The sequence below is a fragment of the Streptomyces sp. NPDC088400 genome (assembly GCF_044753355.1).
GTDB lineage: Bacteria > Actinomycetota > Actinomycetes > Streptomycetales > Streptomycetaceae > Streptomyces.
In genome coordinates this window covers 618,047-630,332 of record NZ_JBIVMZ010000003.1, presented here as the reverse complement: position 1 = coordinate 630,332, position 12,286 = coordinate 618,047, and the positions used below count along the sequence as shown (strand labels likewise).

The window sequence follows — 12,286 nt, the reverse complement described above, 5'->3', positions numbered from 1 at the left end:
GACCCACCTCACCGCCGAACCCGACGACCGACGCTCACCACCGAACCCGACGACCCAACGCTTATCACCGAAGCCGCGACCGAACGAGAGAACCGTCGATGCCTGCGCCCAGCCACTGCGACCTGCTGATCCGCGGAGCCCGCGTGGTCTCCGTACACACCGGGGAACAGACCGCTGCCGATGTCGCCATCACCGGCGACCTGATCCGCGCCCTGTTGCGCCCCGGCACACAGATCGACGCCAACCAAGTCATCGACGCCGACGGCCTTTTGGTGGCGCCCGGTTATATCGACGCGCACATGCACATCGAGAGCTCGCTGCTCGCACCGCGCGAGTTCGCGCGGATCACGCTGCCCCGCGGCACGACTACGGTGCTCGCCGACCCGCACGAGATCGTCAACGTCGCCGGGCGCGAGGCGATGGCCTGGATGATCGAACAGGGCCGCGGTGCCCAGCAGTCCATGCACTGGGCGGTGCCCTCGTGCGTGCCGGCCCTGGAGGGCTTCGAGACGGCGGGTGCCGCGCTCAGCGCCGCCGACATCGCCGACATGCTGGACTGGGAGGGTGTCACCACGCTCGGCGAGGTGATGGACTACAGGGCCGTCGTGGACGGCAGCCGCCGGATGCGTGAGATCGTCGCCGCGGCGCGTGCCAAGGGCGTACGACTGGACGGGCACTGCCCCAATCTCTCCGGCGACGACCTGGGCGAGTACCTGTGGGCGGGCATCGACTCCGACCACACCAAGAACTCCCCGGAGGTCGCGGTCGAGAAGGCCCGGCTCGGCATGTTGCTGATGCTCCAGGAGAAGTGCCTCACCCCGGAGTTGGTGAGCAGACTCGCCATGCTGCCGGTCCAGCCGGACTTCTGCCTGGTCACCGATGACCTCGCGGCGGACGCCATCGTCGAACGCGGCCACCTCGACCACATCGCGCGGGTCGCCGTCGGTGCCGGTATGGACCCGTTGACGGTACTCCGCGCGCTGACCCTGCACCCGGCCCGTCGCCTCGGCCTGGACGACCGCGGAGTGGTGGCCCCCGGACGGCGTGCGGATCTGGTACTGCTGCGCGACCTGGCCGATTTCACGCCGGTCACGGTCGTCTGCGGGGGCGAGCCGGTCGAGGAGAGCGCCCCCGCACACCTGTCCGGCAACCCCTTCGCCGACTCCGTCCACCTCGACCCGCTGGACGCGGACGGCTGTGCCTGGACGGTGGACCTGCCGGACGGCGAGCACGTCTTCCGGGCCCTGCGGGTCAATCCGGTGGACACGTTCACCGAGCCCGCCGAGGTCGCCCTTCCGGTGCGGGACGGCGTTGTGCGATGGGAGGGCCGTACCGCGGTACTGGCGGTGTTCGAACGCCACCACCGCAGCGGGCGGCGCACGATGGCTCCCGTGGTCGGCTTCGAGCTGTCCGACGGAGCGGTCGCCACCACGTACGCGCACGACAGCCACAACCTGACGGTGACCGCCACGACGTCCGCGGCGCTGCGAGAGGCCGCCAACCGTGTCATCGCCTCACACGGTGGGATCTGCGTGATCGCCACGGGCGATCAGCCGGTGCACTTGCCGCTGCCGGTGGCCGGGGTCCTGTCCGACCGTCCCGCTGAGGAGGTGTCCCACGGCGCGGCCGCGATCCGCGACGCCCTGCACCGCTGGGGCTGGGTGCACCGGAACGCGTTCATGTCCATTTCGACCATGACTCTCCCGGTCTCCCCGCAGGTGAAGCTGACCGACCTGGGGCTGGTACGGGTGGTCGACCGGGCCTGGGAGCCCGCTGTCCTGACGTGAGCACCGCGCCGGCCGATCTCTCGCTTGAAGATCGTCTCCCCGGCCCGACGGCTCGGGCCTGTACGGCTCGGGTCGATGTGAACGTGTCAGAGGCTGCCCTGGACGAGTGAGTCCGAAGTCCCGGCCGCCGGGCGGTGCACCGCCGCCTTGTCCGTCGCGGGGGCAGGGGCGCACAGCCAGCCGTTGACGGCGAAGCGGCTGTCCGCGTGCCGTTTGCTCGGGCAGCTCACCGGCCGTACCTCGTGCCAGGCGGTGGGCCGGAAGAACACGATGCTGTCGTGCTCGGGCTGCCAGTCCCGCCAGGTGCGTTCCTCCCACTTCCCGGTGGTCCTGGTGTGCAGAGGCAGGGCGGCGTCGAACACCCGCAGCTCGCCCCCGCCGAAAGGCCGGGGTGTGCGATGCAGGTAGTACACGAATGTGAGCAGACGCCGGGGAGCGAACTCGGCGCTGGTGTCCTGGTGCGGCCGGTAGAAGTCGCCGTCGTTGTGCACGTTGAGGCTGTAGCTGGGTTCGGTGTACCGGCAGGAGACTCCCAGCGTGTGCTCGACAGCCTCCACCACCTCGTCGACGGCCGACATCAACTCGGGCGCGGCGAAGTCCTGGTACGACCGGGACCGGCGGAAGCCGGGGTCCAGCTCCCGGTCCCGGATCAGGGAGGGCTTCAGCATGCTGTCGGTGGAGGCGATGGCGCGTTCCAGCAAGGTGCCCGCCGTACGCTCGCCCAGGAACTGGGTGATACGGCAGACCGTCACCGGAAGTCGCCAGATCGCGTCCGTACACACCGGAGAGTGTTGATCCGTCGCCTCGGACGGTTCCGTCGTGGTGTCGTCTCGTGCCGAGGTGCCCTGTCTGGTCATGGTGTTCTGCCTTCCGGAACGCGAGGTCACGTGGCCTCCGGCGGGTGTACGCTCGCGGCTTTTCGCAGACGAGCCACTTCGGCCGAGAGTTCTTCCACACGGCGGTGCAGGGCCTGGACGCACACCAGGGAGACGCCCAGGCCGTCGACGACGGGGATGGTGGTGTCGTCCTGGTTGAAGCCGAAGGCGGCGTGCCAGTCCTGGGCCATCGGCCCGAGGTGGCGTACGTCTTCGGGTTCCCAGAGGTAGCGCCAGGTACTGACGGGCAGCGCGGCCACGGTCTCCAGGACCGTGTGGCCGTTGACCGCGCCGGCCGGGGCCACAGCGTCCTTCTCCCGTGCGCCGGTCCGGCGAAGGGCCGGGCCACGGTGGTCGGCCGCGCGGGACCGCCGGTGGAAGATCCGCATCGTCACCGGCTCCAGTCGACCGGGACCACGTCCTGCTTGAGCCCGCGGTCACTGCAGACGCTGCACGGGGCTCCCGGGACACCGGGGCCCTGGTCGATGCCGATGGTGATCGCTCCGTGGGCCCCGGCCGGAGCGTGGATGCCGTCGCCGACCATCGCGGCTTCGTAGCCGCCCAGCAACTCCTGGACGGTTCCGACGCCCAGGTTCTCCGGTGCGGTGATGGCGGCCACGCCGTCGTAGTCGGTGTAGGCCGCCCCCAGGGTCCGGCCGCCGATGGTGGCGAACACGATCCTGACGCCGCGGAGGGGCTCTCCGGTCACCGCGTCGGCCGCCATCGCGTGGATGTTCTCCAGTTGCATCTGGGTGACATTCAGGGAGGCCTGGCTGGCCGTGAGCCTGGTCGGCTTCAGGCTGGGGCACTCGGACCCGCTGCACGGCGCGGCCGAGGGGGCCGCCGCGGACGCGGGGACAGTACTTCCCGCGCCCAGCGACGCCAGAGCCGCGGCCAGTACCGCGACGGTCTTGCGACCTGCAAAACTCATGTCCACTCCCATGGGAACTGCCCGAGTGCGAGTCCGTACCGGCGCAATGACGGCCTGGACGGCCCGGGCGCGTGCGGCACGCGACGGGTGCCGCCTCTGTCGGACGGCGTGACCGACCGTATCCACGCCCGTCCGGTCCAATTGGCTGACTATCACCAGTTCGCGCGATCTGATGAACGGCCAGCAGGATGGTGACGAACGCGATCGATGCGGACAAACTCATGAGCGATTACCGAAGGGCAGGGACTTCGGGCTTGCTCGCCCGGTAGTACTACGTCAGACAGCCACCGCCGTCACATCCTGGGGCCATCGGGTGGGGTACGCCCGGTCTCAAGAGCCGGTTCGCTTCTGTGGTCTCGTTTCCCCTGGCCGGGCGCCTCGTTGAGCTGATCTCGGTCGGGGCGGAGGATTGTGGGCGCGGCTGGGCGGGCCGTTCTTGTGCGCTCAGTGGCCCGTGGGTCCCGGATCAGGTCAGCCTCTGCGTCGCCTCCGTCTGTCGGCGTGCCGCCTCCTTCATGAAGGACACGATGGCCGCCAGTTGCTCGTCCGTGTATTGCTCGCACAGCTCCCGCAGTGAACCGACGAGGTCGGCGAAGTAGTGCATGTTGCGGCCGCGAACTCCTGGTTGAAGTGCAGCACCACCTTGCGGCCGTCCTCGGGGTGCGGGGCCTTGCGCAGGGCGTTCTTGTCCTCCAGGCGGCCGACGAGGGTGCCGTGGAGCTGGCCAAGGCGCTGCGTGATCTGCCCACGATCGAGGGTGCCTTCGCCGCGTACGAGGCGCTGCGCCGCCCTCGCGTCGAACGGATCGTGAAGCAGGCCGCCCGGGTCAACAACAACAAAGCCGCGGGACCGGTCGGGCGGATCCTCCGCGACCTGCTGATGCCGCTGCTCCTGCCTCGGCTGGCGAACGGCGAGCAAACGCGGCAGACGTACGGCCACCACATCGACTGGTCCACCTCGGCGGCCGCAGCCGAGGGCGGCGGGCTTGCGCGGAACTGAGCGCACGCATGCGGAGGGCGGTAGCTTCTCGTTCACCTTCGGCCGGAGAGTCCGACGAGGTGCGGGGCACGATGGTCTCGACGTACGTACGCGGTATGCCGTCGAGGGCGCCCTCGGGTGCGGCCATTGAGAAGGTGTGTCGCTGCGGACTGCCTGCGCGACGCAGGCAGCCGGAGGTGTCGCATTCCGAGACCGTTGATGTGATGCGTAACACTCTCTGGGCGTCTCGGGGCGGGCGTGCGCGATCATGAACGGAATGGACGCTCGTCTCCTTGGTATCGCTGAGCTGGTCGAAGCCCCGTCCGTGGCGGTCGTGGTCGACGTCATGCGTGCTTTCACCGTGGCTGCCTGGGCCTTTGCCCAGGGGGCGGAGAAGATCGTTCTTGCTGAGTCGCTGGACGACGCCCTGGCGCTCAAGGCTCGCCACCCGGACTGGGTGGCGCTCAAGGACGGTCCGCCCGCGCCCGGGTTCGACGCCGTCAACTCGCCGGGCCTGCTGCGGTCTGTTGACCTTGGCGGACGGACCATTGTGCAGAAGACCACGGCAGGAACGGTCGGCGCCCTCGCGGTCAAGGAGGCGTCGCTGGTGCTGTGCGCCGGCTTCGTGGTGGCGGAGGCAACGGCTCGGCTCTTGCGGACACGCAGGAGTGACCGTGTCACGTTCGTGGTCACTGGCGAAGACGGGCAGGCCGATGAGGACCTGGCGTGTGCTCAATACATCGCTCGGAGGGTCACCGAGGCTGGGACAGATGCTGCTGAGTTCCTCCGCCGCGCTGCCGAGTCGCGTGCCGCTGCCGAGCTGGCGGAGGGTGTGCGTCAAGGAGTCCATCCCGATGATGTCGCACTCTGTCTTGAGCTCGACCGGTTCCCCTTTGCCATGGTGGCGACCTTGGAAGGCTCGCTCATGGTTCTGCGTCAGTGCGCCATGCCTTCGCTGACCGAGGATGCCCCGGCCTGATCGTTGGTGAGGGGCGCGGCCCAACTCTCACTGTGCGAGAGCCAGTTACCCCGAGACATCATGATCCGCGATCGTTGAGGACCGGCACCGGATCGGCAACCGCCTATTCCCCGGGGCAGCTCAGGAACCCGCCGGAGTGGGTCCGTCGTCTTCTCGCTCCTGGTCCTGCTCCTGGTAGGAGTAGCGCTGCTGCTGCCAGGGGTCGGCGATGTTGTGATAGCCGCGTTCCTCCCAGAAGCCGCGCCGGTCGGCCGTCATGTACTCGATGCCACGCAGCCATTTGGGGCCCTTGTAGCTGAAGAGATGAGGGACGACCAGGCGCAGGGGGAAGCCGTGTTCGGCGGTGAGGTGCTCGCCGTTGTGGTGTGTGGCCATGAGGGTCTCGGGCGAGGTGAAATCGCTGAGGCGCAGGTTGGCGGAGTAGCCGTACTCCGCCCAGGCCATGACGTGCGTGACCTCCGGTGCCGGCGGGACCAGGTCCAGTACGGACGCGGCGGGGATCCCGTACCACTCGTGCCCGGTGGACGTCGGGCCGCTCGCGCAGTGCAGATCGGCGACGACCGTGACGCGGGGAAGCGCGGCCAGATCGTCGAAGGCCCACTCGTGCACCTCGCCGGAGGCGGTGGCGCCGAAGGTGCGCAGGTTCCAGCGGTCGGGCCGGAAGCGGGGGACGGGGCCGTAGTGCGAAACGGGCCAGCCGTGCACGGGACGCTGCCCGGGAGGGATGCGATCGGAGGTTTCGGCTCCGGAGGAAGACTCACCGGCCACGGTCTGCACCCTCTCTGCTGATCTCGTCCGATCTCGTCCTGTCGGGCTACGTTCCCGTGCAGCGTAAGCGCTCACTCCTCACGACGCCGTGGCCGGGGCACACCACGGGTGCGCCGCGGCGGCAGGCCGACCGGGTCGGAAGTGGCCTCACCGCACCTGCGGCCACAGGACCGTTGCTGACCGGGTGCTTCGGGCCGACGCGGGGGCGTACTGTGCGCCGAGCGGCCGGGTCCGTCGCGACGGACCCGGCCGCACCACGGCTGAGCGACCGCCGGCTCGGCGAAGTCGTGGCCGCGGCCACCCCTCTCGGGTCCGGCATCGGGGGCAGGACGGCGGAGCTCAAGGTGGGCGGGACCCGGGTCTTCGTCAAGCGAGTCCCGCTGACGGACATCGAGCTGCGGAACCATCTGCCCGACAGCGTGCGTGGCAACGTGGAGCACGAGACGTTTCTGCGCGACTGGATCGCGGGTGACAGTTCCGAGGGGGCCCCGCCCGCGATCGCCGCGATCATCGACCGGCACGCCCGGGCCGCCATGGTGCTGGACGCGTTCCACCACCGCCTGCTCACCGCGAGCAAGCGGACACCGTATCCGGCCGCCGGGATTGAGCGGGCCAGGCCGGGTGGTCGTTCTGCGACGTAGGGGCGGGCGAGGCCGGCCGGGCAGCAGACGGTCTCCGCGGTCTGGTGCGCTGCGCCCATGCGCAGCCGCTTCTCGCCATCAGGCGGCGGGCGGGCGGAGACCGGCCACCGCCCATTTCGCCCGCGTGGACAGCCGGCTGAGTGCCTTCGCCGACTCCTTGCCGATGCCGTCCAGCAGGAGCCTGCTGTGTTCCATCGTCGTACGTGCGAGTTCCTCGTCACCCGCCTCGACCGCTGCGAGCGTCAGCTCCAAATGCTGCTCCGTGATCAGTCGGCCGAGCCCCAGACGGTGCCACTGGGGCACCTCTCCGTCCGGTGTGGTGCCGTCGGCGCCGACCGCGGCCCGTGCCCGCTCCAGCGCCCGCCCCGCGGCCGCGAGATCGCCCTTGCGGCGCTCCAGGCGGGCGAGGACACAGGCCTCCGAGGCCCGGTCCCGAGCCGTGTCCTGAAGCGAGAGGAGGTTGAACTGGGCACGGGCCGCCTGGGCGTGGTCGCCGATACGTTCCAGCGCGCGGCTCAGCTCCCGGAGCCGGTCCGCGTCCGGGCCCGTGTCGTCCAGCATGCGGATGAGCGCGACCCGGGCGTGTTCGAGACGACCCTGCCGGTGGGCCAGGTCGATCCAGGTGAACTCGCTCTCCGCGATCACATCCCGACCGTGCCGCTTCGCCTCCTCGGCGCGGGCCCACTCCACGGCGCCGGCGCTGTCGGTGACCTGCCCGGCAGTGGCCGACCGCAGCAGTGGAACGTCCCTGTCCTGCCCGTACGAAGCCACCAGTACCGCGGCCGACCGGCGCTCCTCGTACCACTCGGTCCGCGCGGCGCTCTCGTGCTCCAGGAGGAAACGCAGCAGCGGCAGGTCGCCGTCACGGCGGTCGTACCGCGCCGCGCGCAGCACACCCGCCCGCAGTATCGGATCCGCGGCCGCCTCCTCCCACGCGCCGAGGTCGCCGGAGCGCATCCGTTCCAGCGCCTCCCGTCCCGGGCCGAGGACGATGTCGCGCAGGGGCTGCCGGAAGGACTCGTCCAGCCGGTACGCGCAGAGCTCGTGGGAGTTGAGCAGGACGAAGTCCGGCTCGGTGCGCCTGGTGGCCGACTCCGACATGGCGAGGAGTTCGACCAGCGGCCGGTGCGGCAGCCCCAGACCGCTGATCAACGCCGCTCGCCGCGCGTCCAGGTCGGGAACGAACTCCTCCCGCGCTTCGTCGTCCGCCGCACGTATTTCGGCGAGCAGGCTCTCCTCGTCCAGCTCGGCGGAGATGTTCTCGCACCATGCGGGCAGCCTGACGAGGATCTCGAGAGCCTCGCCGACACTGTCGGCGAGCAACGAGGCGTCTCCCTCGGAGGACGCGTGGAGCACGGCGGTTCCCCCGCACAGGAAGTACGTACCACCGGCGTCGTCGCCGGCGATCGGCTCCAGCGACGCACCGGACGCCAGGTGCACCTCCTCGACGTGGTACGCACTGTCCACATCGAACTCGAACGGAAACGCGGCCAGTTCGGCCAGATCGGGGCGGGTGCGCAGGAGTTCCAGAACACGGTCGGTCATATGGTCGAACCCTAACGAGCCTCCCACAGGAACATCCGGCACAGGTGACGGACCGAAGCGCCACAACGTGCCCTCGGAGCTTGATGTGCTTCGCAGGGAGGCTTGTGCCAGCCGGGTACCGGCCGTGAGTCTCCCCGCCACAGGGCCAGGGCGTCCGTCAGTAGACCGCTCGCCTTCTCCACGCGTCCGCCGTCGCGTGCGCGGGCCGCCTCGCCGATCAGGGACTCCGCCTGCAGCGCGTCCAGTGCGGACGAGGGGGCCGTCAGCCGGTAGCCGTTCCCCGCTGAGACCAGCACGGTCGGTGCCGAAGGGGCCCGTTCCAGGAGTCTCCGCAGTTGCCTCGGGGAACCGCGCCTCGGGCAGGTCTCCCGCGAGAACGACTGGTCCCCCTGGTGGGGTGGGGCGCGGATCTGGCAGCCTCGCGCAGGCTGCACCTCCGGCTTCGGTGTGACCGACAGTTCGGGAGTGGAGTATCTGCTCACCGCGGGGCATTGCGGCGACTTCGGCGACCCCTTCACCACGGGCGGGGGTTCCTGCATCGGCACCCCGTCCAAGATCAACAAGACCCACGACATCATGCTCGTCCAGAGCTCCGACGTCACCAACTTCATCTACACAGGGAACTCGAACGACAACGTGGGTGTGCGCGTCGACGGCTGGGACTGGGTCTACCCCGGCGAGTTCCTCTGCGAGTCCGGCGCCACCAGCGCCGGGGTCGTCGGCGGTGCGATCTGCAATATCAAGGTCCTCTTCTTCTACAACGACTCCGAGGACCTGGTCGAGGCCGAACAGATGAACGGCCAGACGGCCGCCCGGCCCGGTGACAGCGGCGGGCCCCTCTACTCGGCCTCCGCGAGCGGCGGCGCCATAGCCAAGGGCACGGCTACCCGCTCCGCCGGCGCCCGCCTCGGCTTCCAGGACTTCGGCACCGCCTGGCGGGACTTCGGCATCTGGATCGCCTCCTGACCCTCACGCCTTGACCCTCGCGACGCACCCGGAACCGGAGGGCGGTTGCCGAACCCGGCAACGGCAACCGCCCTCCGCCACGGCATGTCCCGCTGGGCCCTGCCCACAAGGACCCCTTGCGCAAGGACTCCTTACAGCCGCCCCGCCTCGACGATCCTCCGCAGGAACCGCTGGGTGCGCTCCTCCCGAGGGCCGCCGAAGACCTCCTCCGGAGTGCCGCGCTCCAGCACCACTCCGGCGTCCAGGAAGCAGACCTGATCGGCGACCTCACGGGCGAAAGCCATCTCGTGGGTGGCGATGACCATGGTCATGCCCTCGTCCTTCACCTCGCGTACGAGGCCGAGCACCTCGCCCACCAGCTCCGGGTCCAGCGCGGCCGTGATCTCGTCCAGGAGCAGCAGTCGGGGGCGTACCGCCAGCGCCCGTACGATCGCCGCCCGTTGCTGCTGTCCGCCGCTGAGCCGGTCCGGGTACTCGTCTGCCTTCGCCCCGAGCCCGAGCCGTTCCAGCAGTTCGCGGGCGCGTTCGTCGGCCTCCGACCGGGAGAGGCCGTGGACGCGCTGTGGGGCCAGCGTGATGTTCTGCAGAACGGTCAGGTGCGGAAAGAGGTTGTAGGCCTGGAACACCACCCCGATCCGGCGGCGCACCGTGTCCGGGTCGGTCCGCGGATCGGTGATCTCCTCGCCCTCCAGCCAGATGGCCCCGTCATCGATCTCCTCCAGGAGGTTGGCGCAGCGCAACAGGGTCGATTTCCCGGACCCCGACGCGCCGATCAGCGCGGTCACCGTGTGCGGGGCGACCTCCAGGTCCACGTCCCGCAGCACCAGCGAGGTGCCGAACGACTTGCGAACCGCCTCCATCCGCAGCACGGGAGCCCCCGGTGCGGCGGCCGGTGCCACGCTCATACGATTCCTCCCTGTGCCCGCCGCCGGTCCATCCGGGCCGTCACCCAGTCGGTGAGCCGGGTCATCGGGATGGTCAGCGCGACGAAGACCAGACCCGCGACGACGTACGGGGTGTAGTTGAAGTCCTTGCTCGCGATGATCTGCGCCGCGTACACGGCGTCGACGGCGCCGGCGATCGACACGAGACCGGTGTCCTTCTGGAGAGACACGAGGTCGTTGAGGAGCGGCGGCACGACACGGCGCACCGCCTGGGGCAGCACGACGAAGCGCAGCGCCTGGCCGCTGCTGAGTCCGAGGGAGCGGGCCGCCGCCCGTTGTGAGGGGTGCACGGACTCGATGCCCGCCCGGAAGACCTCCGCGACGTACGCCGAGTAGGTCAGTACGAGGGCGCTGCCGCCCAGCAGCACGGGATCGGTGGTCACCCCCTGGAGGCGCAGCGCGGGCACTCCGAAGACCACCATCAACAGGCAGATGATGAGCGGTAGTCCACGGAAGAAGTCCGTGTAGGCGGTGGCCAGCGCCCGCACCGGGAAGAACACCGGCCCGCGCAGGGTGCGTGCCACCGCCAGCAGCAGGCCGAGCACCAGCGCGGCGACGCCGCACACCGCCAGCAGCCGCAGATTGAGCCACAGGCCCTCCAGGACCTGCGGGAGCGCCACGCGCGCGTAGTGGGCGCTGAAGAACGTCTCCTTGGTGCGGGCCCAGCCCGGGGAGTTGGTGATCAGGACGAACAGCACGGCGCCCGTCACGAGGGTGCTGATCGCGGCGATCGCCGTCGCGCGCCGGGTGCGGGCACGGCGGTGACGTTCGCGGGCGATGCGGCGCTCCGAAGGGACGTAGACGTCCTCACCGCCGAGTGTCTTGTGCGGTGTCATGTGAGCACCGGTGCGTCGACGGCCTCGGAGAGCCACTTCTTCTCCAGGGCGGCGAGAGTGCCGTCCTTCCGGAGAGCGTCCACGGCGCCGCTCACACAGGAGGTGAGCTCGCTCTCCCTGTCGAGCACGAGACCGAACTGCTCGGAGTTGTCCGGGGAGTTCGGGAACTGACCGACGACCTTCGCCTCGGGCACCTCGGCCCCGGTGATGTAGAACGCGGTGGGCAGGTCCACGACGATGGCGTCCACCTGGCCGCTCTTCAACGCCAACTTGGCGAAGTCGTTCTTCTGGTAGACGGCGGGCCGCTGGGTGGGCTTCACCAGATCATTGATGAAGTCGAGGCTGGTGGTGCCCACTTGGGCGCCCAGCTTCACGCCCTTGAGGTCGGCCGTGCTCTTCGCCTTCGCGGCCTTCGACGATTTCAGCGCGACCACGGCCTGGCGTACGTCGTAGTAGCCGGAGGAGAAGGCGACGGCCTTTTTGCGCGCCTCGCTGATGGAGACCTGGTTGATGTCGAAGTCGAACTTCTTGGCGCCGGGCGCGAACGAGCTGTTGAACGGCACGTTCTGCCAGACCACCGCATCGCGGCCGTAGCCGAGCCGGTCGGCCACGGCATACGCCACCGCCGACTCGAATCCCTTGCCGTTGGACGGCTTGTCGTCGGCGAACCAGGGGGCGTACGCGGGCTTGTCGGTGCCGACGGTCAGCTTCCCCGGTACCTCGGTGGCGAGCCCGCCGGGTACGCAGGACTTCGTCGCGCCCTTCTCGCCCGACGCTTTCTCCTCCGGTTGCGGGGAACAGCTCGTGAGGGCGGCGCAGAGGGCGACGACGGAGCAAAGGGCGGTGGCCAGGGAGCGGTTGAGGAAATGCATAGCGGGAGACTTGCAGTGGCCGGGCCCGTCTGTCGAGATGACGTGGCCGCTGTCCGTATGGTGGAAATGGGTGTTGCGGTGGCTTGCCTGGCTGCTCCGGAGGCCCGCGTCGCCCGCCGGTACGCCGGTGTTGTGCTCGCCACCCGCGGTGGAACCCCCACCTT

General features: G+C 69.7%; 14 protein-coding genes. 5 read left to right on the top strand and 9 right to left on the bottom strand.

All coding sequences use genetic code 11. From position 1 onward, the window contains the following. Nucleotides 1–98: 98 nt before the first annotated feature. Complete coding sequence (locus ACIQD6_RS10335) at nt 99–1,787, top strand: adenine deaminase (RefSeq protein WP_401880410.1); 1,689 nt, start codon at nt 99–101, stop codon at nt 1,785–1,787. An 86-nt stretch (nt 1,788–1,873) separates the two neighbouring features. Here ACIQD6_RS10335 and ACIQD6_RS10330 read toward each other — a convergent pair whose 3' ends face one another. From ACIQD6_RS10330 to ACIQD6_RS10315, 4 genes are all read right to left on the bottom strand, one after another. Next, nucleotides 1,874–2,644 (bottom strand): 2OG-Fe(II) oxygenase, encoded by a 771-nt coding sequence (locus ACIQD6_RS10330; RefSeq protein WP_401880408.1) that lies wholly within the window; start codon nt 2,642–2,644, stop codon nt 1,874–1,876. A gap of 26 nt (nt 2,645–2,670) precedes the next feature. Next, complete coding sequence (locus ACIQD6_RS10325) at nt 2,671–3,051, bottom strand: tail fiber domain-containing protein (RefSeq protein WP_401880792.1); 381 nt, start codon at nt 3,049–3,051, stop codon at nt 2,671–2,673. A gap of 2 nt (nt 3,052–3,053) precedes the next feature. Further along, nucleotides 3,054–3,593: a hypothetical protein gene (locus ACIQD6_RS10320; protein ID WP_401880406.1), complete on the bottom strand. Its 540-nt coding sequence runs from the start codon at nt 3,591–3,593 to the stop codon at nt 3,054–3,056. Between the two features lie 466 nt (nt 3,594–4,059). Continuing rightward, the gene (locus ACIQD6_RS10315) at nt 4,060–4,197 is read right to left on the bottom strand and encodes a hypothetical protein (RefSeq protein WP_401880405.1); all 138 of its coding nucleotides are present in this window, start codon (nt 4,195–4,197) and stop codon (nt 4,060–4,062) included. A 26-nt stretch (nt 4,198–4,223) separates the two neighbouring features. Here ACIQD6_RS10315 and ACIQD6_RS10310 point away from each other — a divergent pair, with 26 nt between their 5' ends. After that, nucleotides 4,224–4,592, top strand: coding sequence for a hypothetical protein (locus ACIQD6_RS10310; protein WP_401880404.1), 369 nt, complete (start codon nt 4,224–4,226; stop codon nt 4,590–4,592). 256 nt (nt 4,593–4,848) lie between these two features. Continuing rightward, nucleotides 4,849–5,550 (top strand): 2-phosphosulfolactate phosphatase, encoded by a 702-nt coding sequence (locus ACIQD6_RS10305; protein ID WP_401880403.1) that lies wholly within the window; start codon nt 4,849–4,851, stop codon nt 5,548–5,550. A 120-nt stretch (nt 5,551–5,670) separates the two neighbouring features. On the opposite strand, the gene ACIQD6_RS10300 is transcribed toward ACIQD6_RS10305, so the two are convergent. Next, nucleotides 5,671–6,327, bottom strand: coding sequence for a molybdopterin-dependent oxidoreductase (locus ACIQD6_RS10300; protein WP_401880401.1), 657 nt, complete (start codon nt 6,325–6,327; stop codon nt 5,671–5,673). Nucleotides 6,328–6,530: 203 nt separating this feature from the next. Between ACIQD6_RS10300 and ACIQD6_RS10295 the strand changes: the two genes are divergently transcribed. Next, nucleotides 6,531–6,959, top strand: a complete 429-nt coding sequence (locus tag ACIQD6_RS10295; protein ID WP_401880400.1) for a hypothetical protein — start codon at nt 6,531–6,533, stop codon at nt 6,957–6,959. Between the two features lie 78 nt (nt 6,960–7,037). On the opposite strand, the gene ACIQD6_RS10290 is transcribed toward ACIQD6_RS10295, so the two are convergent. After that, nucleotides 7,038–8,504, bottom strand: coding sequence for a tetratricopeptide repeat protein (locus ACIQD6_RS10290; RefSeq protein ID WP_401880398.1), 1,467 nt, complete (start codon nt 8,502–8,504; stop codon nt 7,038–7,040). Between the two features lie 447 nt (nt 8,505–8,951). Here ACIQD6_RS10290 and ACIQD6_RS10285 point away from each other — a divergent pair, with 447 nt between their 5' ends. Then, nucleotides 8,952–9,470, top strand: coding sequence for a trypsin-like serine protease (locus ACIQD6_RS10285; protein ID WP_401880397.1), 519 nt, complete (start codon nt 8,952–8,954; stop codon nt 9,468–9,470). A 131-nt stretch (nt 9,471–9,601) separates the two neighbouring features. On the opposite strand, the gene ACIQD6_RS10280 is transcribed toward ACIQD6_RS10285, so the two are convergent. The 3 genes from ACIQD6_RS10280 to ACIQD6_RS10270 are packed head-to-tail and all read right to left on the bottom strand — an operon-like array spanning nt 9,602 to nt 12,122. After that, on the bottom strand, nt 9,602–10,375 hold the full coding sequence (locus ACIQD6_RS10280) for an amino acid ABC transporter ATP-binding protein (protein ID WP_401880395.1): 774 nt from the start codon (nt 10,373–10,375) through the stop codon (nt 9,602–9,604). Next, the gene (locus ACIQD6_RS10275) at nt 10,372–11,250 is read right to left on the bottom strand and encodes an amino acid ABC transporter permease (protein ID WP_401880393.1); all 879 of its coding nucleotides are present in this window, start codon (nt 11,248–11,250) and stop codon (nt 10,372–10,374) included. Before ACIQD6_RS10275 ends, ACIQD6_RS10280 begins: the two co-directional genes overlap by 4 nt. Further along, on the bottom strand, nt 11,247–12,122 hold the full coding sequence (locus tag ACIQD6_RS10270; protein WP_401880391.1) for an ABC transporter substrate-binding protein: 876 nt from the start codon (nt 12,120–12,122) through the stop codon (nt 11,247–11,249). Before ACIQD6_RS10270 ends, ACIQD6_RS10275 begins: the two co-directional genes overlap by 4 nt. Nucleotides 12,123–12,286 lie beyond the last annotated feature (164 nt).